Genomic DNA, 23513 nt, shown 5'->3' with positions numbered 1-23513 from the left:
GACGCGGTCACCCGCCCCACGCGACGATCCAGCAACACCGATGCCACCAGCCACGCGACCAGCCGCAGTGAGCGACCAGGTCGTATCCCGCAGGACCCGAGAGCAGATCCCGAAAACGGGCAGATCGGCGAACGCTAGGATAAGGGGCATGCTGGTGCCGGGTTACGGCGGCGGGTCGCTGGCGGATCTGCCTGGCTCGCTGCTGGCCGCGCTGGGCCTGCGCGAGCCCAACGCGCTGGCCATAGAGCCCGCGGACCGGATCTGTCTGTTCCTGGTCGACGGCCTGGGCGCCGAGCTGCTGCGAGCCCACGCCGAGACCGCCCCGTTCCTGGCCGGGCTGGCGAACAGAACGCTCACCGCAGGCTTCCCCGCCACCACCGTCACCAGCCTCTGCTCCCTCGGCACCGGCCTGACCCCGGGTGAGCACGGCATGCTCGGCCTGATGCTGGCCGTGCCGGGCACCGGGCACCTGTTCAATTGCCTGCGGTGGACGCTGCCCGACGGCCTGACGATGGACCCCGACGAGTGGCAGCCCGCCCCGACCGTCTACCAGCGCGCCGCCCAGGCCGGGATCGACTCGGTCTACGTCGCCCCGGCCGAGTTCGAGGGCACGGGGCTGACCAGGGCCGTCTACCGCGGCGTACGCTACGTGGCCGCCGACGCCGTGGACGATCGCGTCGCCCGCGTACACGAGGCGATGCGGCAGCGACCCGCGCACGTCACGGTTTACTACGGCGATCTGGACAGCGCCGGGCACATGACGGGATGGGGCAGCGAGGAGTGGCTGCGGCAGCTCGGCATCGTCGATGAGATGGCGCAGCGGCTCGCCGAGGGCCTGCCTCCCGGGTCCGCCCTCTACATCACCGCCGACCACGGCATGGTCAACGCCACCGAGAAGATCGACGCGGAGAGCGTTCCCGAGCTGACGGAAGGGGTCGCGCTGCTCGGCGGCGAGGCCAGGGCCAGGCACGTTTACGCTCAGCGCGGAGCCGCGAAACAGGTGCTGGAGGCGTGGCGCGAGACTCTTCACGGGAAAGCCTGGGTAGTGTCCAGGCAGGAGGCGGTCGAGTCCGGCTGGTTCGGGCCCCGGGTGCGCGACGCGTGGCTGGAACGCATCGGCGACGTCGTGGTCGTCCCGTATACCGACCTGGCCATCACCGCCCCCACGAACCATCCGATCGAGGCCTTGTTCACCGGATACCACGGTTCGATGACGGAGGCCGAGCAGCACATTCCGCTCCTGGAGGTACGCACGTGACGAGCCCGCTCATCACCCCTGCCGAGCTCGCCGCGCGCGGCGACGTGACGCTGCTCGACGTGCGCTGGCGGCTCGGCGGGCCGCCCGGGGTGGAGCTCTACCGCGAGGGCCACCTCCCGGGCGCCGTCTTCTGCGACCTCGACGCCGATCTCGCGGCCCCTCCCGGCACGGGCGGACGGCATCCGCTGCCCGAGGCAGGCGCGTTCCAGAACGCGATGCGCCGACTGGGGGTGTCGGACGGGCGACCCGTGGTGGTCTACGACGACACCGGATCGACGGCCGCCGCGCGGGCCTGGTGGACACTGCGCTACTTCGGCCACCGGGACGTACACGTGCTCGACGGCGGGTTGCCGGCCTGGATCGAGGCCGGCCTCCCGGCCACGAAGGAGTCCCCCGAGCTCACCCAGGGGGACTTCACGGCGCGGCCGGGCGGGATGCCGGTGCTGACGGCCGACGAGGCGGCGGCGCTGGCCACTCACGGGGTGCTGCTCGACGCCAGGGCCGCGGAACGTTACCGAGGCGAGGTCGAGCCCATCGATCCGGTGGCCGGACACGTCCCCGGGGCGGTTAACGCGCCCACGACCGAGAACGTCGGCCCCGACGGCAGGTTCCTCGACCCGGCAGCCCTCAGGACGCGCTTCGCCCGGCTCGGCGTCGGCGAGGGGGTCCAGGCGGGCGCATACTGCGGCTCCGGCGTGACGGCCGCGCACGAGGTGCTGGCCCTGGCGGTGGCGGGCCTGCCTGCCGCCCTCTACGTGGGCTCCTGGTCCAACTGGGTCGCCGACCCATCAAGACCCGTCGCCACCGGCTGACCAGCACTCCCTAATACAGCGCCAGGTTGCCGGCGCCGAAGCAGGCGAAGCCGATCTCGCCGGTCTTGGCGGACGCGCACGCCAGCGCCGCGTCCGGCGTCTGCCCCGCCGCCACGAGTTCGTGGAACATGCTCATCACCACCCGAGCCGCCTCATCCCCCACCGGCACCATCCCGGCCACCACACAAGACGACCCCTTGGCGAGGAACGTCCCGGGCAACCCCAAAGGCGCCCCCTCCACCGGCGTACGGGACATGCCGGAATTGCACGCGGACAGCACCACCAGCCCCGCGGACCGCGACACATCCAGCAGGTCGTAAGCCATCAACGACCGATCCTCCAACGTGATCCCGGACACCAGCGGACTACGCGCATGAAACACCCCATGCGCCGCCAGATGCAGCACATCCGCCACCCCCAGCGCCTCCATCACCGCCCCCATGCGCCCGGGCACCTCCCGCCCGTCCGGATAGCAGGAGAGCACGTGCGCGACCTCGGCCCGCGCATGGGCCAAAGCGGGCCCGGCCGCGGCCACCACCACCGGCGGACCGCCCCCGCGCGCCTTCCCGAGCTCCCGGGCCCGTACCCAGGCCGCGGCGCTGGCGGCCACGCTCACCGGACGTTCGCGCAGGCACGGCAGCGCCCCCCACGGCAACGTGTGCAGCGCGCCCACCGGCACCACCACCAGCGCCCGGTCACCCAGCTCGGCGAGCAGTGGCCGCAACAGCAGCCGCTCCAGCTCCACACCCGCGGCCTCCACGTCTGACGGATCCCCCTGCCGCCGCAGCGAGTACCGCAGCCGCACGATCGCCTCCTTGACCGGCCGCACGCCCCCCAGCCGCCGCACCAGCACCCGTTCCCCGGTGATCAGTACGGCCAGCAACGACTCCTCGTCCGCCACGAACTCCACCAGCGCCCCCCGCCCCAGCTCGGCCCGCACCCGTTCCGGATCCACCAGCGAGCAGGCATGCGCCGGCGCCGTGACCGCCCGCCACCGCTCGGCCCACTCGAACACGTCCCCAGCGCACCCGTCACGCACCGCCAGCCCCAGCCCGAACGCCGCCAGCCGCTCACCCGCCCTGGCCGCATGGGCCCGCAGCGACGGATCGTCGAACGTCTCCACCCGCTCGCTCACCTCCGCCAGCCCGTCGTGGACCGCGCGGAAGGCCCCGGTGACGTCCTCCTGCAGCGCCGCCTCCAGCGCGAGCGCGTGTTGCCGCACCGGCACCGGGATCCGCGACGCCTGCGCGACCTCGCTGGCCGGCGGCTCCGAGGCCAGCGAGGTCAGCCGGGTGCCGGCCGGCATCCACCGCTCGCCCCGATGGGCGTGCCGGGTGAGTCTGGCCAGTTGCGCGGAGGCGGTCGGGTGATCGTCCACGGAGAGCGCCGCCTCGGCCGCCACCAGCCGCAACGCCGCCGCCCCCGCCAGGTCGGCGAACCCGTCCTCGAGCTCGTCGGCGCACGAGATCAGCTCGGCGAGCAGGGCGGGCGTGGCCGGTTCGAGCGCCAGGCGCGACCGCAGGACGACCTCCCTGGCCAGCGGCAACCACGACGCCCGGTCCTGCGCGGCCAGCTCGGCCGCCGCCTGCTCGGCCACCTGCCACGCCCGGCGCGGGTCGCCGGTGAGCAGCTCCACCTGGGCCAGCTTCAGCCGCGCCTCCGCCAGTGCCACGTGCGCGCCCGACGCCTCGAGATCGGGGACGGCCAGGCTCAGCATCGCCCTGGCCTCCCCGGGCAGATGGGCGGCCAGCAGGGCGCCGGCGAAGTCGGCCCGCATCGTGGCCAGCCGCTCGGGAAAGCCGAACAGGGTGTCCTCGGCCTCGCGGTAGTGCTTGAACGCCCCGGCGACGTCACCCCGGCGTACCGCGAGAAAGGGCAGGTTGGCGGCGGACAGGCGGGCCAGGTGCCGCAGTCCGGACTGCCGGGAGATCTCCAGGCAGGCGGTGAGGTCGCGCATGGCGGCGTCCCAGTCGCCGCGGTAGCAGTGGATGAGCCCGCGGTTGAGCAGCCCGCCCGCCAGGAACCTGCGGTCGTCGATGGTCCCCGGCGCCGTCACCAGGGCGCGCAGCGCGCGGTCGCAGGAGGCGATGGCCTCCTGGTGGCGGCCGAGATGCGCCAGGGCGACCGCGCGCTGGGTGTCGAGCTTGGCGCGGTCGAGCGGTGACAGGTGGGCCCAGGCCAGGGCGGCCACGCGCAGGGCCTGCAGGGGGTGGCCGCGTTCGGTGCGTACGGTGACCAGCGACAACCGCGCCTGCGCCAGCCGTTCCTGCGGCGCTCCCGGGGTGGCGATGGCCTCGCGGAGGTGGTGTTCGGCGCTCTGGAGGTCGCCCAGCTCGCGGGCGGCCAGCGCCATCGCCCTGAGCGCGATGACCTCGGCCTCCGGAGCGCCGGCGCGACGGGCGGCGGCGAGCACGACGCGGCCCGCGTGCAGGGCGTGATCGGGATCGATCAGAGAACGCATCATGGCGGCCTCGGCCGCCCTGATGAGCGGGTCGAGGTCGTGGGATGAGTCCGGTGTTGCACTCATGGCGTGCCTTGGTGGAAAACGGCCGGGAGAGGGCGCGGCTCTCCCGGCCGGTCGTCGGTATGGGGGGTCAGGGCCGGATGCGCACCCACCTGGTTTGTACGGGTGCGTGGCCCGGCCGGTGGCACACCACGCTGAGCCAGCCGGGAGGCAGACCGATGGCGATGAATTGTCCGGTGGGGGCGATACGCCTGGTGAGCGTGAGGGTGGGGGTTCTTACATCGACGAGGGCGCCCTCTCCTGGGTAGGGGAAAACCTGTCCGGCGACGTCGATGAGCCCGTCGCCTACCGTCACCTCCAGATCGAAGGTGAGGCCGGCCGCGACGAAGCGCACCAAGTGCGAACCATCGTCGTCGCGCATGCCGCGGATCGCGGCACACTCGGCGACCTTGGCGGTCACCGCCCGGGGAACCCGAAGCCCATAGGCGTCACGCGCGGCGGCGGACACGTGACTCGGGATCGGGTCGTTCCCGGCGGCCAGCCGGAGAGCCGCCAGAAAGTATTCGTCGTTGATCATTGCGCTGTCTCCTGTAGTGAGATCAGAGTGCGCAGTTTTTCCAGGCAGCGGGCCCGGGTCGGGCCGACGCTGCCCACGGGCAGTCCGAGCCGCGACGCCATCTGCTGACTCCCGAGATCGATCGCGACCAGCTGGAGTAGCGTGCGGCAGGGCTCTTGCATGGTGGAGACCGTCTTCCAGAGCAGGCGCCTGCCGTCGGCCTCCAGGACGGCGGACGCTGGGTCAGGGTCTTCGACGACCTCGAAGGAGGAGACTCCCGGACGCGCCTTCCGCAGGAGCAGGAGGGCCTCGTGGCGCACGGTCGTCATGAGCCAGCCCCCTACTCTCGCTGGATCCCTGATGTTCTGGAGTTGCTGGAGCAGGCGCAGCCAGGTGCCCTGGACCGCGTCCGCCGCATCGGACGGGCTCAAGCCGCACGCGCGGGCCACGGCCCACATGCGCGGCCCGAACCTGGTCTCCAGCGTGTCCCAGGCCGATCGGTCGCCGTCGGCCGCGGCTTCGAGCAGCTCCGCTGGCTCGCGGGGATCGCGCACGCGGCCTCCCTTCGTCCGGCACGAAGAGGCTGAACATGCCTCCTCGTGATTGGCTGAGGACTGAGCGTAAACTCTACAGACTCGCCGGGAAGAGAACTCCCAGATCGGGAATTTGCCGGGTCCCCTCGGAGCCGAGGAGCCGCTCGGCCGCCTCCTTCGCCGGCTCGTCCCTGGCCGCGTCGGCGATGGCCCCCGCCACCAGCGCGGTGGCGAACGACGTGCCGCTCCACGCCGCGTATCCGGCGAAGTCGCCTCCGTCGAGGAAGCTGCTGGCCAGCCAGTCGCCGCGGGCGCAGGCGTCCACCCAGGTGCCGTAGCCGCTGTAAGGGGCCCTGCGCTCCTGGGAGGCGTCAAGAGCCGCCACGCCGACGGTGGACGGCAGCGCCGCCGGCCAGAACGGGCGGTCGGAGCCGGTGTTCCCGGCGCAGGCCACTGTCACCGTGTCGCTCAGCGCGCCGATGGCGTCAGCCAGCAGGGGAGGCGGCCTGTCGTCGAAGGTGTTGCAGCCGAAGGACAGGTTGAGCACCTGCGGGGGCCGCTCGCGCAGCCGGTGGAGGGCGCGCACCACCGCGGCCTCGTCGCCGATGCCGTCGCCGTCGAGCACCCGGTGCACGCTGAGCGCCACGCCGGGCGCCCGGCGCGCCAGCAGGCCCGCGATGAACGTGCCGTGCCCCGCCTGCGCGCCCTCCGAGGCGTCGGCCTCCTCGGGGCCGAGCCGGCCGTACCAGTCGCCGCTGGACCACCACGGGTGCTTGGCGACGCCGGTGTCGAGCAGGCCCACGACCACGTTCGAGCGCGACTTGCCCGGTTTGAAGCCGATGGCCGGGGTGGGGAAGGGTCTGGACGCGGGACCGCCGAAGAACAGGGGCTGGCCGCGGAGCACGTGATTGGGGGACGCCCTGAGACCCTGCTCGCGCAGGTCGGCCGTGATCTCGCAGGGGTCGACGCCGGGCGACAGGTGGATGACGCAGATCCCGTCCGCCTCCGAGACCGCCTGGGTCCAGCGTGCCGCGGCGGACAGCGCTGCCCGGTCGGTCAGCACCTGACCTGGCCTGATGAACGCCGCGCCGACAGATTGGATTTCCATGAGCGGGTATGTTTCCCCCGCTCGGCGGACTGTCACGCGCCACTCCCGCACCAACTTGGTATGGCCCCCCTCTGGTGCCGGGTAGCGACCGACGGTAGTCTCTCCCTAGTCACTTGTGATCATCCCAGGACGAGGCCGTTGGGGAAGGCGCACCTCGTACCGAAACGGGAGGTCCGGTGTCTGCTCGTGGCGTCCTTTACGTCCACTCGGCTCAGCCCGCGCTGTGCCCTCACATCGAATGGGCAGTCGCGGGCGCTCTTGGCGTGCCCGTAGACCTGACGTGGACTCCGCAACCTGCCGCGCCCAACGTCGTGCGCGCACAGGCGGAATGGGAGGGCCGGGCGGGCATCGCCGCGGCCATCGCCTCCTCGCTCATGGGCTGGCAGCGACTCAGATTCGAGATCACCGAGGACGCCTCTCAGGGCGTGGACGGGTCCCGGCATGCCTATACGCCGACGCTCGGCGCCTTCACGGCGGTCATCGGCGCCGCGGGCGACATCATGATCCCCGAAGACCGGCTCCGCGCCGCGATGCTGATGGCTGCGCAGGGGCGGTGCGAGCTGGAGGACGAGCTGGACAAGATGCTCGGCCGGCCGTGGGATGAGGAGCTGGAGCCGTTCAGGTACGCCGGGGACGGTGCCCCGGTCCGCTGGCTGCACGCCGCCGTCTGACGCCCCGCCCCGCTTACGGGCAGCCGAAGAGGCCCCGCACCGACGTCGGTGCGGGGCCTCTTGCAGGAGAGCTACAGCGGGATGTTGCCGTGGGCGCCCCTGGCCGGGGTGGCCTGGGCGAGTATCTTGGCGATCGCGCCGCGGGTCTCCCCGGGCTTGATCACTTCGTCGATGACCCCGAGCTCCTGCGCTCTGGCCAGCCCGCCGGCGAGCTTCTCGTGCTCCTGGGCCAGGCGCTGCTCCAGCTCGGCTCGATCCTCCTCCGGCGCCGCCGCCAGCTCGCGCCGCTTGAGGATGCGCACGGCGGCCACCGCTCCCATGACCGCGATCTCGGTCGTCGGCCAGGCGAACACCTTGGTCGCGCCCAGGGCGCGGGAGTTCATCGCGATGTACGCCCCTCCGTACGCCTTACGCGTGACCAGCGTGACCCGCGGCACCGACGCCTCGGCGAAGGCGTGCAGCAGCTTGGCCCCGCGCCGGACCACGCCGTCGTGTTCCTGCCCGACCCCCGGCAGGTAACCGGGCACGTCCACGAGGACAACCAACGGAACGCCGAAAGCGTCACACATACGTACGAAGCGGGCGGCTTTTTCGGCGGACGTGGCGTCGAGGCAGCCGCCGAGCCGCATCGGGTTGTTGGCGATCACACCGACCGTCCGGCCACCGAGGCGGCCGAGCGACGTGACGATGTTCGGCGCCCACTTGGGGTGCAGCTCGATGCCGGGCTCGTCGAGCAGGCCGTTGACCAGCGGCTTGACGTCGTATGCGCGGCGCGGGGAGTCGGGCAGCAGCGTGGAGAAGTCCACTTCCCCGATTTCTCCCGTGCGCACCCGGCCCTGGTGGCCGAGGAGCGTGGCGAGCTGGCGCGCCTTGACGTACGCGTCGGTCTCGCTCTTTGTGACGATGTGCACGACGCCGCTGCGCTTGCTGTGGGGCTCGGGGCCGCCCAGGGCCGCACTGTCGACGTTCTCGCCGGTGACGCTGCGGACCACGTCGGGGCCCGTGACGAAGATGCGGCCGGAGTCGGCCAGGATGACGAGGTCGGTGAGCGCGGGCCCGTAGGCGGCGCCGCCGGCGGCGGGGCCGACGACCACGGAGATCTGCGGCACGACGCCGGACGCCTTGGTCATGGCGGCGAACACCCGCCCGACGGCGTGCAGCGACTCGACGCCTTCGGCGAGTCGCGCACCGCCGGAGTGCCAGATCCCGATGACCGGCACCCGTTCGCGGACGGCCACGTCGTAGGCGTGCACGATGTGCTCGCAGCCCTCGCTGCCCATCGCGCCGCCCTGGAAGCGGGCGTCACTGCAGAAGGCGACGACGGGGACACCCTCGACGCGGCCCATGGCGGCCAGCACGCCGCTCTTGTCTATGGAGGTCATGAGCCGCAGCGAGCCCTCGTCGAGCAGCGCGGTCAGTCGGACGACTGGATCACGCGGATCGGCAGGCTCCTGATCGGAGCCCTCGGTCGCCACCCGGTTGTCCAGCACGGTCATTTAAGCCCCCTTAAACACGACGGCCACGTTGTGCCCGCCGAATCCGAACGAGTTGTTGACCGCGGCGATGTCGCCGTCCGGCAGCGGGCGGTTCTTGCCGTAGACCAGGTCCACCTCGATGCCGTCGTCGAGGTCGTCGAGGTTGATGGTGGCGGGGACGATCCGGTCCTGCAGCGCCTTGATCGTGAAGACGGACTCGATGCCGCCCGCGCCGCCGAGCAGGTGCCCGGTCATGGACTTGGTCGAGGTCACCAGCGGGTGGGTGCCGATGGCCTTGGCCACCGCCTGCACCTCGCCGACGTCGCCCGCGGGAGTCGAGGTCGCGTGCGCGTTGACGTGCTTGACGTCCAGGCCGCTGATGCCGGCGTCGGTCAGCGCCTGCGTCATCGCCATGATGATGCCCCGGCCCTCGGGCTCGGGCTGGGTGATGTGGTGGGCGTCGGCGGAGTAGCCGACGCCGGCGCAGTAGGCGTAGATCCGCGCGCCGCGCGCCTTGGCGTGCTCCTCGGACTCCAGCACCACGATGCCGGCGCCCTCGCCGAGCACGAATCCGTCGCGGCCGCGGTCCCACGGCCTGGACGCGCCCTGCGGGTCGTCGTTGCGGGTGGACATGGCCCGCGCGGCGGCGAAGGCGGCCATGTTGAGGCCGTGGATGGCGGCCTCGGTGCCACCGGCGACCACCACGTCGGCGCGGCCCACCCTGATCATGTCCATCGCGTGGCCGATGGCCTCGGCTCCGGACGCGCACGCCGACACGGTGGCGTGCACGCCCGCCTGGGCGCCCAGGTCGAGGCCGATCCAGGCGGCGGGGCCGTTGGGCATGAGCATCGGCACGGTGAACGGCGACAGCCGGTTCCAGCCGCGCTCGCGCCAGGTGTCGTAGGCGCTCAGCGTCGTGGAGATGCCGCCGATGCCGCTGGAGACCACGACGCCGAGCCGCTCGGGCGCCACCTCGGGGGCGCCGGCATCCTGCCAGGCCTCCCTGGAGGCGACCAGCGCGAACTGCTCACTGCGGTCGAGGCGGCGGGCCTCCGGCCGCGGCAGGACCTCGGTGGGATCGACGGCGGCCGTCCCCGCGAACTTCACGGGGACGGTGTCGATCCAGTCCGTGGTCAGGGTCTCGACACCCGACTGACCGGCGAGGAGCGCCGTCCAGGACGAGGTGACGTCTCCACCGATGGGCGTCGTCGCGCCAAGTCCGGTGACGACGACACGTACCCGGTTCGCACTCACGTTTTCGCGCTCCTTGCTAGTCAGGGATGGGGTCTGTCAGTGCTGGATGAAGTTGAGGACGTCCTTGACCGTCTTCAGGTTCTTGAGCTGGTCATCGGGGATCTCGACGCCGAACTCGTCCTGGGCGGCCACGGCGATCTCGACCATGGACAGGGAGTCGATGTCGAGGTCGTCCACGAAGCTCTTCTCAGGGGTCACGTCGGTCGCCGGGATGCCGGTGATCTCGTTGATGATCTTGCCGAGGCCCGCGAGGATGTCCTGCTCGGTGGCTGCCATGACGCTGGTTCTCCTTTGGTTTTCTGGGTTCTGTGCGGCCACGCCGCACAAGCTCTGACGAGTACGGCGCAGCCGTACGGGATCCTACGGAATCTCGATCACTTGGCCCGCATAGGTCAGGCCGGCGCCGAAGCCGAGCACGAGCGCGAGACCGCCCGAGCGCACCTCGCCGCGCTCCAGCATGCGCGAGAGCGCCAGCGGGATCGAGGCGGCGGAGGTGTTGCCCGCGTTGACGATGTCGCGGGCGACGACGGCATTGTCGGCGCCGAGCTTGCGGGCGATGGCCTCGACGATGCGCAGGTTGGCCTGGTGAGGCACGAACGCCGACAGCTCCGACGGGTCCACGCCCGCGCGGGAGCAGGCTTCGAGGGCCACCGGGTGCAACGTGGTGGTGGCCCAGCGGAAGACGGTCTGGCCCTCCTGGTGGAGGTAGTCGTCGCGGTCCTTGATGGCGATCGCGTCGGCCTTGTCGCCGGCGCTGCCCCACACCACGGGGCCGATGCCGGGCGTGTCGGACGGGCCGACCACCGCGGCTCCGGCGCCGTCGGCGAAGATCACGGCGGTGGACCTGTCGGTCCAGTCGACCCACTGCGACAACTTCTCCGCGCCGATGACCAGCACGTTCCTGGCCGACCCGGCGCGTACGGCGGCGCTGGCGGTGGCGAGCGCGTAGCAGAATCCGGCGCAGGCGGCGTTCACGTCGAACGCGCCGGGCGCCTTGATGCCGAGGCGGTGCGCCACGACGGCGGAGGCATTGGGGATCTGGGTCTCGAGCGTGCACGTGGCGACAATGACGAGGTCGACGTCCTCGGGGGACAGGCCGCTGGCGGCCAGCGCCTTGCCGCCGGCGATGGTGGCCATGTCCTCGACGGACTCCCCGGCGGGCGCCACCCTGCGCTCCTTGATGCCGACCCGGGACTGGATCCACTCGTCGTTGGTGTCCATGGTCTTGGCCAGGTCGTCGTTGGTGACGACGTTCGCCGGCTGGTAGTGGCCGAGGGCCAGTACCCTGCCGCCTGGGGCGATGTCGGGAATCCTCACTTGATCAGCTCCCTGGCCGCGTCGAGGTCGTCTGGAGTCTTCAACGCCACGGTCCGCACGCCGCGCAGGCCGCGCTTGGCCAGCCCGGTCAGCGTGCCGCCGGGCAACAGCTCGATCATCTCGGTGACGCCGAGGCTCGCCATGGTCTCCATGCAGGCGTCCCACCTGACGGGGCTGCTGATCTGCCTGACCAGCCGCTCGACGAACTCGGCGCCGGTGGCGACGGCCTGGCCGTCGGCGTTGGACAGCAGCGTCACGCCCGGGTCGGACGGCTCGACGGCCGAGGCGGCCTCGCGCAGGCTCTCCACGGCCGACGCCATGTGGCGGGTGTGGAACGCGCCCGCCACGGAGAGCGGGATGAGCCGGGCGCGGGCCGGTCCGTCCTCCTTGAACGCGGCCAGCTGCGCCAGCGTGCCGCCCACCACGATCTGGCCGGCGCCGTTGATGTTGGCGGGGGTCAGCCCGTGCCGCTCGATCGAGGCGAGCACCTCGTCCTCGACGCCGCCGAGCACGGCGGTCATGCCGGTCTCGGTGATGGCGGCGGCCTTGGCCATGGCCTGGGCGCGGTCGCGGACGAGAGTGAGCGCCTGCTCGTGGGTGAGCACCCCGGCCAGCGCGGCGGCGGCGAACTCGCCGACGCTGTGGCCCGCGAGCACGTCGGGAGCCGCGCCGAGCGCCTCCGCCGAGGCCAGTGCGGCGGCCACGAGCAGCGGCTGGGCGACGGCGGTGTCGCGGATCTCGTCGGCGCCCCCGGTCGTGCCGTAGGCGATCAGGTCCAGCCCGACGACCTCCGACCAGGCGCCGAGCCTGTCCGCCAGACCGGGCAGCTCGAGCCAGGGAGTCAGGAACCCTGGAGTTTGGGCACCTTGGCCCGGAGCGACGAGTAGAAGCACAAAACCACCTTGCCCTGTAGAACTCCGACACGCGGATGGTGATCCGTACGAACTTTGTCCTGCGTGTTTTGTAGGAACCCTACAGTGAGAATTTCGGCGGCATTACGTTAGGGCCCGCCAGGTTACGGAACTCTCTGAGAGCCTGCCGAGGATGAGGCCGACCTGCAGAGTGAAGGCGGACCGGCCCTCCGTGGGCTGGTATCCGGTCAGCTCCGTGATCTTTTTGAGACGGTAGCGCACGGTGTTGGGGTGGACGAACAACAAGCGCGCCGTGGCCTCCAGCGAGGTGCCCTGCTCCAGGTACGTGGCCAGGGTATCGAGCAGCGGCGTGCCGGCGAGCGGCAGGTAGACGTTCTCGATGAGCTGCTCCCTGGCGTCGGTGTCGCCGTCGAGCGCCCGCTCGGCCAGCAGGTCCTCGGCGTGCACCGGCCTGGGCGCGTCCGGCCAGCCGGCGGACGCCTTCAGCCCGGCCAGCGCCGCCCTGGCGGACCTGGCGGCGGCGTGCAGGTCGGGGACCTCGGGGCCGATGACGATGGGGCCCACGCCGAAGCGGGCCACGACCTGCTTGGCCGCGTCGTTGACGCTCTCGGCGCCGCCCACGATCACGATCAGCCGGTCGGCCTGCACCCCGGCGAGCAGGTCCATGCCGATGCGGCGGCCCTTCTCCCGCAGGCCGTCGATGGTCGCCCGCGGGTCGCCCTCGGGGGCGTGGCCGGCGATGACGACCACGGGGGAGGAGGTCCAGCCGAGCGCGGCGGCCCAGGAGTGCAGGCCGTCGTCCACCTCGCCACGCACGAGGGCGTCCACGATCAACGCCTCCAGCCTGGCGTCCCACGAGCCCCTGGCCTCGGCCTCGCGGGCGTAGACGTGGGCGGCGGCGAAGGCCACGTCGCGGGTGTAGCGCAACATGGCCTGCTGGAGCTGGTCCTCGCCGCCGGGCGCGGCCAGCTCGTGCGTCTGCGCCTCGACCACCTCGACCACGACCCGGACGATGTCGACGGTCTGCTGCAGCGAGATCGACCGCTTGAGCTCGCGCGGGGCCGTGCCGAAGAACTCGATGCTGGGCGTGTCCCTGCCTGCCTGCTCGAACCACTCGACGAACGCCGCGATGCCGGCCTGGGCCACGAGCCCCACCCACGACCGGTCCTCGGCGCTGAGCGCGCGGAACCATGGCAGCTGCTCGTCCATGCGCGCCATCGCCGCCGTGCCGAGCGAGCCCATGGCCCGCTCCAGCCTCCGTGTGGTGTCCTCCCGGGTCCGGTCTGTCACGTCTCCTAGAGTGCCAGGTCCGCTCAGATGACCGCGACGGCGGTGATGAGTCCGATCGCCACGTTGGTGACCGCGAGCAGCCGCGCGCCGGGCTGCAGCTCGGGCTCCTTGACCAGCTCGCGTACCGAGATGCCGACGATCCGGTCGAACAGCAGCATCGCCACGGTCTGCACCACGATGCCGACCAGGCCGAACACCGCCGTGCCCGCCAGGCCCTCCGCCAGCCTGCCGCCGGAGGCCCAGATGGAGGCGGCCACGATCAGCCCGACGGCGGCCAGGGCGGAGGAGGTCAGCAGGGTGGCGTTCGGGTTGCGCTCGGTGCGGATGACCTCGCTCAGCTTGCCGGGGGTGGCCCAGTCGATCACGTAGAAGCCGACGATCATCAGGATCACGCCGACGGCGGCGTACGCGGCGATGGCGCCCGCACCGCGGGCAAGGGTTTCGAGAAGAGTCACGTCTGTCCAATCATGGGGGTGTCAGTCGGCGATGCGGTGCGGTACGAAAGAGGAGGTGTCGTCGGTGATGTAGCCGGTCGTCTCCCTGATGCCGAGCCCGGCGGCCTCGTCGGCGACCACCCAGGCGCCGAGCACCGGCCGTTGTCCCTCGAACACCGGCAGGGCCTCGAAGCCCTGGAAGACGTAGCCTTCCTGGCCGTAGGTGCCGGGGGTCTCCTGCGTCTCCTCCGGGGTGACGATGCGCATGGAGGCGCCCTCCCTGCCGAGCAGCGGCTTGGCGATGTAGGAGGTCAGCTCCCGGGGACCGTCGAGGTAGGCGGGCAGCAGGCTGGGATGGTCCGGATAGAGCTCCCACAGGATGGCCAGCAGCGCCTTGTTGGACAGCAGTGTCTTCCACAGCGGCTCGATCCAGGTGGCGTGCCGTACGGCGTGCCGCCCGAACTCGTCGGCCAGCATCCACTCCCAGGGGTAGAGCTTGAACGCCGAGCGGATCATCCGCCCCTCGACGTCCATGAAGCGGCGGTTGAGGGCGTCCCAGCCGATGTCCTCCATGGCGATGGCCATCGTCTGCAGGCCCGCCTGCTCGGCGGTCTCCTGCAGGTACGCCACCGTCATGGCCTCCTCGCCCGTCTCGTCCATGTTCGTGAACGCGAAGTGCGTCGGCCCCGGCGGCAGCGACAACGTGCGCCAGCGGTCGATGAGCCGCTCGTGCACCGAGTTCCACTGGTCGCCGCCTGGGTGGACGTCCTGCAGCCAGAACCACTGCACCACCGAGGACTCCACGAGCGAGGTCGGCGTGTCGGCGTTGTACTCCAGCAGCTTGGCCGGTCCCGTGCCGTCGTAGCGCAGGTCGAAGCGGGCGTACACGTGGGGGTCGCGGCGCTCCCACGAGCGCGCCACCTCCTCCCACGCCCACGCGGGGATGGCGAAGTCGGCGAAGCGCCCGGCCGAGACCACGTGCTCGACGGCGCGCAGGCACATGCCGTGCAGCTCCTCGACCTGCTCCTCCAGCGCCTCGACCTCGTCCATCGAGAAGATGTAGTGGACGGACTCGTCCCAGTACGGCCTGCTCAGCCCGGACGGGTGGGCGGCCCGATGGTAGGCCAGGCCCTGGCTCTCGATCGTCTTCTCCCAGCCGTCCCTGGGGGTGCCATGCTCACGGCGCACGGGTCAGCTCCCGCCGCTCGACCGGTTGCCGAAGCCGCCGCGCTGGATCTCTTTGCCCGTGCGGGTGGAGATGTTCACATCGGACGGGCGGTAGGTGGTGCCGCCGCGCACGCGGTTGCCCACCCTGGTGCCCCCGTAATACCAGATGTACGCCCCGCGAGAGCCGCCGTAGAAGCGGGGCGCGCCGTCGTCGTCGCAGTAGTCGTCGTCCACCACTTCGTAGTTGCCGTCATCCAGCTGGACGACGCAGTCAGCGGTGACGTCGTCGTCTGCCTGCGCGATGGCCCAGACGCCGACCAGCCCCACGGAGATGACGCCGAGAATGGTCAGCGTGACGGCCTTGGACGATTTCCGCGGGGGCGACTGCTGGTTATGTGGCGGTTGTGCCATCAAGCTCCTGCTTTCATGGGCCGATCAGCCTATCGGTGGCCCTTGTTGACGTTCAATCCGTACCGGCTGCCGGTTGTCTTCCGTTTGGGTATAAATCAACGCATGGATCCGGTTGAGGCCCTGCGCGAGATCGCCTTCCTGCTGGAGCGCGCCGGAGAGCCCACCTATCGCGTGCGAGCCTTCCGCCGCGCCGCCGTCGTCGTCGCGGACCTGCCCGGGGACGAGCTCGTACGGTTGACCCGCACCGGCGGACTCGGCGACCTGCCGGGCATCGGCAAGGTCACCGCACTGGTGATCAACGAAGCGCTGGCCGGTCAGGTTCCGACGTATCTCCGCAGAATGCGCGCGACCGAGGGCGTCGAGCTCGACGAGGAGACCGCCGCGCTGCGGGCCGCGCTGAAAGGTGACCTGCACAGCCATTCGGACTGGTCGGACGGGGGCTCGCCGATCGAGGAGATGGCCGAGTCGGCCATCGGGCTCGGGCACGAGTACTGGGCGCTGACCGACCACTCGCCCCGGCTGAGCGTGGCCAGGGGGCTGCCGGCCGAGAAGCTGGAGCGGCAGCTCGAGGTGGTGGGCAAACTGAACGAGCGGCTGGCCCCGTTCCGGATCCTGACCGGCATCGAGGTGGACATCAACCTGGACGGCTCGCTCGACCAGTCGCCCGAGCTGCTGGAGCGGCTGGACGTGGTGGTGGCCAGCGTGCACTCCCAGCTGCGCATGTCCGGGGACGACATGACCCGCCGGATGGTCACCGCGATCGCCAACCCGCTGGTGGACGTGCTCGGGCACTGCACGGGGCGGGTGGTGCAGGCCGGGGGCAAGCGGGGGAGCCGGCGGCCCGAGTCGTCGTTCGACGCCGAGCTGGTCTTCGAGGCCTGCCGGCGGTTCGGGGTGGCGGTGGAGGTCAACTCCCGGCCCGATCGGCTCGATCCGCCCAAGCGGCTGATGCGGCTGGCGTACGAGATGGGGTGCGTTTTCGCGATCGACTCGGACGCGCACGCGCCGGGGCAACTGGACTGGCAGCGGTACGGGTGCGAGCGGGCCGCCCGGTGCGGCATCGAGGCGGAGCGCATCGTGAACACCTGGCCGCTCGCCCGGCTCCTCGAATGGGCTGGTCTCTCGCAGACGTGAGTTGGGCGCCTCACCCAGGTTTGGTGCAGGCTCACGTATTGTGGGCACTACTTCCCCCTGAGAGACACGAGGGGAAGTTTTCGTTATGCGACGCGTCCTAGCCGCGGCACTGATCGTGACGGTCGCCGGCTGCTCCACGGCACCCGCCGAGCCCGCCACCGACTCCACGGCCGCACCCGACAAGATCGCCTGGGGGCCGTGCACCGACATCAAGCGCCCAGACGGCCAGCCGCCGGCCCGCCAGGACCCCTCGGTGCGGTGCGGGAAGCTGAGCGTGCCGCTGGACTACGCGAAGCCCGACGGGGAGAAGCTGGACCTGGCGCTCATCAAGCTCTCCGCCACCGGCCAGGGGCAGCGGCTCGGCTCGGTGGTGTTCAACTTCGGCGGCCCCGGCGCCTCCGGCGTCGACACGCTCGACCAGGCCGCCAAGGCGCTCACCCCGCTGCGGGCCCGCTACGACCTGATCAGCTTCGACCCGCGCGGGGTCGAGCGCAGCTCCGGGGTGCGCTGCGGCGACAGTGCCGAGATGGACAGGTTCACCTCGATGGACACGCTGCCGGCCAACAAGCAGACCGACGAGGAGACGGACAAGGCCAACAAGCAGTTCGCCGCCCTCTGCCAGAAGGACTCCGGCAAGATCCTCCCGTACGTCGGCACCGTGAACGCCGCCCGCGACATGGACCGGATCCGCGCCGCCATGGGCGACCCCAAGCTCAACTTCGTCGGCATGTCGTACGGCACCCAGCTCGGCGGCGTCTACGCAACCGAGTTCCCCAAGAACGTGGGCCGGATGGTGCTCGACGCACCGCTCGACCCCACGGTCACCTTCGAGCAGCGCACGATCGCCCAGACCCGCGGGTTCCAGAAGGCGTACGAGAGCTTCCTGCGCTCGTGTGTCAAGGGCGGCACCTGCGACGTCGGCAAGGACCAGGCCACCGCCAACACGAACGTCGAGAACCTGATGAACCAGCTCGCCGCCAAGCCGCTGAAGGTCAACGGCCGCGACCTGACCCAGGGCCTGGCCTCCACCGGCGTGGCGGCCGCGCTGTACTCGGAGCTGACCTGGCCGTTCCTGGAGCAGGCGCTCGGGGCTGCGCTCAAGGGGCGCGGCGAGGCGCTGCTGTTTCTGGCCGACTCCTATACCGGGCGCATGGAGGACGGTACCTACTCCACGCAGATGACCAGCTTCCCGGCCGTCACCTGCGTGGACACGGCCGAACGCCCCGGAGAGGCCGAGCTCAAGCGTACCGAGGAGGCCGCGCTGAAGATCTCGCCGCTGTTCGGCAGCGAGGGGTCGGGCGGGTTGTGCCGGGTCTGGCCGACTAAGGGCAGCGACCAGGCGCGGCACGTGAACGCCAGTGGGTCGGCGCCGATCGTGGTGGTGGGCGGCAAGGGTGACCCGGCCACGCCGTACGAGTGGGCGCCCAAGCTGACTGCCCAGCTCAAGACCGCGACGCTGGTGACGTACGAGGGCGAGGGGCACGGGGCGTACCTGTCGGGCAGCAAGTGCATCAGGGGCCTCGTGGACGGCTTCCTGATCGAGGGCAAGGTCCCCGGCAAGGGCTCAACCTGCCCGGCGGCCTAGGCTGGGGCGGGTGACGACGGACTACCACTCGCGGATCCCCCTCATCGAGGAAGAGGCCGCCTGCCTCGCGGCCCTGGCCGGCGACCTGTCCATCCCGGTGCCGACCTGCCCGGGATGGACGATCGCCGAGCTGATCACGCATGTCGGACAGACCCATCGCTGGACGGTCCACGTCCTGCGCGGCCGGGTCCAGGAGCCGATCTGGTCGCGCCAGGTGCCCAGCGGCCTGGCCGAGGGCCAGAGCGGCGACGCGGACTGGCTCGCGGCCGGGGCGAGCGAGCTGCTCGACACGCTGAGCACCACCGATCCGGAGACGGTGGTGTGGACCTGGGGCCCGGACAAACGGGCGTCCTGGTGGCCGCGCCGGATGCTCTTCGAGCTGGTGATCCACCGGGCCGACGCCGAGCTCGCGCTCGGCCTCGACCCGGTCATCCCGGCGCGGACCGCGATCGACGGCGTCGAGGAGTTCCTGCACAACCTGCCGTACGCCGCCTGGGTCACCCGGCCGCTGGCGCAGCTCGGGATGGAGGGGGCCACGATCCACCTCCACGCGAACGACGCCGACGGGGAGTGGACCATCACCCAGGGTCCCGCCGGGAAGATCACCTGGGCCCGCGGCCACGCCAAGGGCGACGCGGCCGTCCAGGGTCCGGTGGGCGACCTGCTGCTCATGCTGTACGGCCGCCGCCCGTCCGACACGCTCACCGTGTACGGGGACCACGACCTGCTGAACCGCTGGCTGGCCACGGCCGCCTTCTGACGACCCTGGCTTGGCCCTGGACGCGCCGCCGCTCGGCGATCGGCGGCGTGTCCAGGGCACTGGGTGAACCGCTCCCTGGAAGCGGCCCGTTCGCGCGCCGGAGTCGGCGGGGAAGGTGCTCTCCCCGGCCGGCGAACGGGTCATCACCGGCGCGTCACCTGCGGTGGAAGACCCCGAAGAGGCTGCCCGACGTGTCGCGCACGTAGGCGAAGTCGGTGCCCGCGCCGTCGTCGATCACCTTCATGACCACCTTGCCGCCGAGCGACTCGCTCTTGGCGCAGGTCTCCTCGACGTCCGCCACCTGCACGTGGAAGACCGCGTGGCTGGGGAACTCGCCCTTGGTGTTGTACAGCCCGCCCGCCGGCCGCTCGCCGCCCGGATAGCCGATCATGCGGTAGTCGATCGGGCCCTCGTCGTCACGCGCGAACGTCCAGCCGAACAGCCCGCCGTAGAACGTCTGGGCGCTCTCGGGGTCGTCGGTCGCGACCTCGAACCAGGTCACCGTGTTGTCCATCGTCGTCTCCTCATTTCTCGAACAGGACAACGATCTAACGTGTTGGCGACAACCCTATGTCGGTGTTTTCGATTGACTAGTCGAGCAACGTGCCATGCACGATCATCTCGGGCACGTCGGTGGCGAAGCCTTCCAGCGGCCGGTCGGGGCAACGCTCGGCGGTGACGGTGGCGGTGGCGATGCGGTCGAGGCGGAAGACGCGTACGTCGTCGCGCAGGCGGCACCAGGCCACCAGATACCAGAACCCGCCGCGTCCGCCCAGGAACACCCCCGGCTCCACGTCGCGCGAGGTCAGCGCGCCCTTGGCGTCGGCGTATTCGAGCCTGAGCACGCGGCGGCGCAGCAGCGCCTCCTCGATGGCCCGCGAGATGCCCTCGGCGCCGAGCGGCTGGATCTCGGTGCCCGGCTCGGCCGGCAGGTGGACGAGCTGCACCCGCCGGGCCAGCTCCCTGGCGAGCTCGCCCTCGGGGCCCGGCATGGCGGCCACGACCTTGCGTAAGGCGCTGCGCGCCTGCCTGCCGAACGGCTGGTCGCCCGCCCGGCTGAGCGCTACCGCGATGGCCACCGCCTCGGCGGGCGTGAAGTTGAGCGGCGGGAGGGACATCTTCTTGTCGATGGCGTAACCGCCCTTGCGCCCCGCCTCCGCGTAGATCGGCACGCCCGACTCCTGCAACGCGGTGATGTCGCGCTCGATCGTGCGCACGCTCACCTCGAACCGCCTGGCCAGCTCACGGGCGGAGCGGTGGCGCGGCGAGATGGCGCGCAGGTCTTCGACGAGCGCGTAGAGCCGGTCGGTACGGTTCACAGCCGAGACGCTACGCCGCGCCACCGACAATCGCGCCCCGCCCGGCAGCCCCGCAACCCCCGCCTAACCGCAGGACCACAAGGCTCTCACGCCCCAGCAAGCACCCCACATGCCTGTGGCGGGAGCACCAGACCGAACTGACGGCGCTCCCGCGTGGAAGCGCCGTCTTCGGATGACTCAGACGCCCATCGACTGGGTGTCGTTGCTCTCCGCGCCACCGGCCTCGGTGACGCCGTTCTTGAGGTGGTAGCGGGCGATGGCCTCGCGCAGCACCTCGCCGTCGAGCTCGCCCCGCCTGACCAGGCTGGTCAGCACGGCCAGGGTGATCGAGGCCGCGTCCACGTGGAAGTGGCGGCGCAGCGCCGAGCGCGTGTCGGACAGGCCGAACCCGTCGGTGCCCAGCGAGGACCAGTCACCCGGCACCCACTGCGCGATCTGGTCCTGCACGGCCTTCATGTAGTCGCTGACGCCCACGAACGGCCCCTGCGCCGGCGACAGCACCTGGGTCACGTAGGGGACGCGCCGCTCGGCGTCGGGGTTGAGCAGGTTGTGCTCCTCGCACGCCAGGGCCTCGCGGCGCAGCTCGGCCCACGACGTCGCCGACCACACGTCGGCCGACACGCCCCAGTCCTCGGCCAGCAGCCGCTGCGCCTCGATCGCCCACGGGCCCGCCACGCCGGAGGACAGGATGTTGGCCTTGGGGCCCTGCGTCTGGGGGCCGTCGGCGAACTTGTACAGGCCCTTGAGCAGCCCCTGCACGTCGAGGTCTGCGGGTTGCGCCGGCTGCAGGTAGGGCTCGTTGTAGACGGTCAGGTAGTAGAAGACGTCCTCCGGCTGGTCGCCGTACATCCTCCTGAGGCCGTCCTTGACGATGTGGGCCACCTCGAACGCCCAGGACGGGTCGTAGGAGACCGCGGCCGGGTTGGTCGAGGCGATGAGCGGCGTGTGGCCGTCCTCGTGCTGCAGGCCCTCGCCGTTGAGCGTGGTGCGGCCCGCGGTGGCGCCCAGCAGGAAGCCGCGGCCCATCTGGTCGCCCATCTGCCACATCTGGTCGCCGGTGCGCTGCCACCCGAACATCGAGTAGAAGATGTAGATCGGGATCATGTGCTCGCCGTGCGTGGCATAGGCGCTGCCGGCCGCGATGGCCGAGGCCATCGAGCCCGACTCGCTGATGCCCTCGTGCAGGATCTGCCCCTGCACGGCCTCCTTGTACGACAGCAGCAACTCCCTGTCGACGGCCTCGTAGGTCTGGCCGTGCGGAGAGTAGATCTTGGCCGTCGGGAACATGGCGTCGAGACCGAACGTACGGGCCTCGTCCGGGATGATCGGCACGAACCGGTGGCCGATCTCCTTGTCCCGCATGAGGTCCTTCAGCAGCCGCACGAACGCCATCGTGGTGGCCACCTGCTGCTTGCCCGAGCCCTTGCGGAACTGGCTGTAGACGTCGTCGCCCGGCAGCTTGACCGGCTTGGCGCGGATGACCCGCTTGGGCAGCACGCCGCCGAGGGCCGCGCGGCGCTCCTTCATGTACTCGATCTCGGGGTCGTTCTCGCCCGGGTGGAAGTAAGGAGGCAGGTCGCCCTCGAGTGCCGAGTCCGGGATCGGCAGGTAGAGCCGGTCGCGGAACTCCTTGAGCTCGGCCTTGGTGAGCTTCTTCATCTGGTGCGTGGCGTTGCGCGCCTCGAAGTCCTTGCCCAGCGTCCAGCCCTTGATGGTCTGGGCGAGGATCACGGTCGGCTGGCCGACGTGCTCGCGGGCCGACTTGAACGCCGCGTAGACCTTGCGGTAGTCGTGGCCGCCGCGCGACAGCTTGCGGATGTCGTCGTCGGTCAGGTGCTCGACCATCTTGCGCAGGCGCGGGTCACCGCCGAAGAAGTGCTCGCGGATGTACTCGCCGGACTCGACCGAGTAGGTCTGGAACTGGCCGTCGGGCGTGGTGTTCATCTGGTTGACCAGCACGCCGTCGACGTCCGCCGCCAGCAGCGGGTCCCAGTCGCGGCCCCAGACGACCTTGATGACGTTCCAGCCGGCGCCGCGGAAGTAGGACTCCAGCTCCTGGATGATCTTGCCGTTGCCGCGTACCGGGCCGTCGAGCCGCTGCAGGTTGCAGTTGATCACGAACGTGAGGTTGTCGAGCTCCTCGCGGGCGGCCAGGCCGATCGCGCCGAGCGACTCGGGCTCGTCCATCTCGCCGTCGCCCAGGAACGCCCACACGTGGCTGCGGCTGGTGTCCTTGATCTCGCGGTTGAGCAGGTAGCGGTTGAACCGCGCCTGGTAGATCGCGCCGATCGGGCCCAGGCCCATGGAGACCGTCGGGAACTCCCAGAAGTCGGGCATGAGCCGCGGGTGCGGGTAGGAGGGCAGGCCGTGGAAGCCGTGCGACAACTCCTGGCGGAACGCGTCGAGCTGGGCCTCGTTGAGCCGGCCTTCGAGGAAGGCCCGGGCGTAGATGCCCGGCGCGGCGTGCCCCTGGAAGAAGACCTGGTCGCCCGACTCGCCGTGGTCCTTGCCGCGGAAGAAGTGGTTGAAGCCCACCTCGTAGAGCGACGCGGCCGAGGCGTAGGTGGCGATGTGGCCGCCCACGTTGGTGCGGGCGTTGGCCCTGGACACCATGATCGCCGCGTTCCAGCGGATGTAGGCGCGGATGCGCCGCTCGACGTGCTCGTCACCCGGGAACCACGGCTCGCGCTCCGGCGGGATCGTGTTGATGTAGTCGGTGCTGCGCAGGCCCGGCACGCCGACCTGGTGCTCACGGGCCCTTTCCAGCATGCGGAGCATCAGGTAGCGGGCTCTGGTACGGCCTTCGGTCTTGACGACGTTGTCGAGAGACTCGAGCCACTCGTTGGTCTCACTGGGGTCGACATCAGGCAGTTGGCTGGGTAGGCCGTCGCTGATGATCGAGAATCGCTGGCGTCCGGAAGCCACTGGGTCTCGCCTTCCGAGGATGACTGATGTCTGGTCTGGGTGTCTTGCCCTGGCGGTCGCCTTCCATCCTGGTCGCTAGCCGTAGAAATCGCATCTCTACTCGCCGGTAACCAGAGTGTCCCTGCTGGCAGGGCCGTCCAGATGGCCTAGACCACCGATGGTAGGACG

At 70.9% G+C, this 23513-nt stretch carries 22 protein-coding genes; 6 read left to right on the top strand and 16 right to left on the bottom strand.

Features of this window, described 5'->3' with window-relative positions; translation table 11 throughout:
• Positions 1–148 precede the first annotated feature (148 nt).
• Together ACFLIM_RS22250 and ACFLIM_RS22245 are read left to right on the top strand one after the other, a co-directional pair.
• Positions 149–1258, top strand: coding sequence for an alkaline phosphatase family protein (locus tag ACFLIM_RS22250; protein WP_393168313.1), 1110 nt, complete (start codon positions 149–151; stop codon positions 1256–1258).
• A complete protein-coding gene (locus ACFLIM_RS22245; RefSeq protein WP_393168312.1) occupies positions 1255–2070 on the top strand; it encodes a sulfurtransferase in 816 nt (271 codons plus the stop codon). Before ACFLIM_RS22250 ends, ACFLIM_RS22245 begins: the two co-directional genes overlap by 4 nt.
• 10 nt (positions 2071–2080) lie before the next feature.
• Here the strand turns inward: ACFLIM_RS22245 and ACFLIM_RS22240 are convergent, their stop codons facing one another.
• From ACFLIM_RS22240 to ACFLIM_RS22225, 4 genes are all read right to left on the bottom strand, one after another.
• Complete coding sequence (locus tag ACFLIM_RS22240; RefSeq protein WP_393168310.1) at positions 2081–4597, bottom strand: CHAT domain-containing protein; 2517 nt, start codon at positions 4595–4597, stop codon at positions 2081–2083.
• A gap of 67 nt (positions 4598–4664) precedes the next feature.
• Positions 4665–5111 (bottom strand): hypothetical protein, encoded by a 447-nt coding sequence (locus tag ACFLIM_RS22235; protein WP_393168308.1) that lies wholly within the window; start codon positions 5109–5111, stop codon positions 4665–4667.
• Positions 5108–5644 carry an RNA polymerase sigma factor gene (locus ACFLIM_RS22230; RefSeq protein ID WP_393168306.1) on the bottom strand — a complete coding sequence of 179 codons (537 nt, stop codon included), beginning with the start codon at positions 5642–5644 and terminating at the stop codon, positions 5108–5110. Before ACFLIM_RS22230 ends, ACFLIM_RS22235 begins: the two co-directional genes overlap by 4 nt.
• A gap of 73 nt (positions 5645–5717) precedes the next feature.
• On the bottom strand, positions 5718–6731 hold the full coding sequence (locus ACFLIM_RS22225; protein ID WP_393168304.1) for a S8 family peptidase: 1014 nt from the start codon (positions 6729–6731) through the stop codon (positions 5718–5720).
• A 176-nt stretch (positions 6732–6907) separates the two neighbouring features.
• Between ACFLIM_RS22225 and ACFLIM_RS22220 the strand changes: the two genes are divergently transcribed.
• On the top strand, positions 6908–7402 hold the full coding sequence (locus ACFLIM_RS22220; RefSeq protein ID WP_393168302.1) for a DUF3145 domain-containing protein: 495 nt from the start codon (positions 6908–6910) through the stop codon (positions 7400–7402).
• A 71-nt stretch (positions 7403–7473) separates the two neighbouring features.
• Here ACFLIM_RS22220 and ACFLIM_RS22215 read toward each other — a convergent pair whose 3' ends face one another.
• The 9 genes from ACFLIM_RS22215 to ACFLIM_RS22175 all read right to left on the bottom strand — a co-directional run bounded on the left by ACFLIM_RS22215 (position 7474) and on the right by ACFLIM_RS22175 (position 15622).
• Entirely contained in the window at positions 7474–8898 is a 1425-nt protein-coding gene (locus ACFLIM_RS22215; RefSeq protein WP_393168300.1) for an acyl-CoA carboxylase subunit beta, read from the bottom strand.
• Complete coding sequence (fabF, locus tag ACFLIM_RS22210; protein ID WP_393168298.1) at positions 8899–10131, bottom strand: beta-ketoacyl-ACP synthase II; 1233 nt, start codon at positions 10129–10131, stop codon at positions 8899–8901.
• Between the two features lie 36 nt (positions 10132–10167).
• Positions 10168–10407, bottom strand: coding sequence for an acyl carrier protein (locus ACFLIM_RS22205; RefSeq protein WP_393168296.1), 240 nt, complete (start codon positions 10405–10407; stop codon positions 10168–10170).
• Between the two features lie 84 nt (positions 10408–10491).
• On the bottom strand, positions 10492–11448 hold the full coding sequence (locus ACFLIM_RS22200; RefSeq protein WP_393168294.1) for a beta-ketoacyl-ACP synthase III: 957 nt from the start codon (positions 11446–11448) through the stop codon (positions 10492–10494).
• The gene (locus ACFLIM_RS22195; protein WP_393168292.1) at positions 11445–12341 is read right to left on the bottom strand and encodes an ACP S-malonyltransferase; all 897 of its coding nucleotides are present in this window, start codon (positions 12339–12341) and stop codon (positions 11445–11447) included. The genes ACFLIM_RS22200 and ACFLIM_RS22195 overlap by 4 nt, the downstream gene beginning before the upstream one ends.
• A gap of 102 nt (positions 12342–12443) precedes the next feature.
• Positions 12444–13562, bottom strand: a complete 1119-nt coding sequence (locus tag ACFLIM_RS22190; RefSeq protein WP_393168651.1) for a PucR family transcriptional regulator — start codon at positions 13560–13562, stop codon at positions 12444–12446.
• Positions 13563–13633: 71 nt separating this feature from the next.
• Complete coding sequence (locus ACFLIM_RS22185) at positions 13634–14065, bottom strand: DUF350 domain-containing protein (protein WP_393168290.1); 432 nt, start codon at positions 14063–14065, stop codon at positions 13634–13636.
• A gap of 21 nt (positions 14066–14086) precedes the next feature.
• Positions 14087–15232 (bottom strand): glutathionylspermidine synthase family protein, encoded by a 1146-nt coding sequence (locus ACFLIM_RS22180; protein WP_393168288.1) that lies wholly within the window; start codon positions 15230–15232, stop codon positions 14087–14089.
• Positions 15233–15235: 3 nt separating this feature from the next.
• Positions 15236–15622 (bottom strand): hypothetical protein, encoded by a 387-nt coding sequence (locus ACFLIM_RS22175; protein WP_393168286.1) that lies wholly within the window; start codon positions 15620–15622, stop codon positions 15236–15238.
• A 102-nt stretch (positions 15623–15724) separates the two neighbouring features.
• Between ACFLIM_RS22175 and ACFLIM_RS22170 the strand changes: the two genes are divergently transcribed.
• The 3 genes from ACFLIM_RS22170 to ACFLIM_RS22160 all read left to right on the top strand — a co-directional run bounded on the left by ACFLIM_RS22170 (position 15725) and on the right by ACFLIM_RS22160 (position 19101).
• On the top strand, positions 15725–16756 hold the full coding sequence (locus ACFLIM_RS22170) for a PHP domain-containing protein (RefSeq protein WP_393168284.1): 1032 nt from the start codon (positions 15725–15727) through the stop codon (positions 16754–16756).
• A gap of 85 nt (positions 16757–16841) precedes the next feature.
• On the top strand, positions 16842–18341 hold the full coding sequence (locus tag ACFLIM_RS22165) for an alpha/beta hydrolase (RefSeq protein WP_393168282.1): 1500 nt from the start codon (positions 16842–16844) through the stop codon (positions 18339–18341).
• 10 nt (positions 18342–18351) lie between these two features.
• A complete protein-coding gene (locus tag ACFLIM_RS22160) occupies positions 18352–19101 on the top strand; it encodes a maleylpyruvate isomerase family mycothiol-dependent enzyme (protein WP_393168280.1) in 750 nt (249 codons plus the stop codon).
• Between the two features lie 154 nt (positions 19102–19255).
• Here the strand turns inward: ACFLIM_RS22160 and ACFLIM_RS22155 are convergent, their stop codons facing one another.
• The 3 genes from ACFLIM_RS22155 to aceE form a co-directional block, all read right to left on the bottom strand.
• Positions 19256–19615: a VOC family protein gene (locus ACFLIM_RS22155; RefSeq protein ID WP_393168278.1), complete on the bottom strand. Its 360-nt coding sequence runs from the start codon at positions 19613–19615 to the stop codon at positions 19256–19258.
• A gap of 76 nt (positions 19616–19691) precedes the next feature.
• Positions 19692–20420: a helix-turn-helix transcriptional regulator gene (locus tag ACFLIM_RS22150; RefSeq protein WP_393168276.1), complete on the bottom strand. Its 729-nt coding sequence runs from the start codon at positions 20418–20420 to the stop codon at positions 19692–19694.
• Between the two features lie 177 nt (positions 20421–20597).
• The gene (aceE, locus tag ACFLIM_RS22145; protein ID WP_393168275.1) at positions 20598–23345 is read right to left on the bottom strand and encodes a pyruvate dehydrogenase (acetyl-transferring), homodimeric type; all 2748 of its coding nucleotides are present in this window, start codon (positions 23343–23345) and stop codon (positions 20598–20600) included.
• Positions 23346–23513 lie beyond the last annotated feature (168 nt).

Origin of the sequence: Nonomuraea marmarensis (assembly GCF_043197025.1) — a bacterium.
Taxonomy (GTDB): domain Bacteria; phylum Actinomycetota; class Actinomycetes; order Streptosporangiales; family Streptosporangiaceae; genus Nonomuraea; species Nonomuraea marmarensis.
This window is presented reverse-complemented; position numbering and strand designations above follow the sequence as displayed.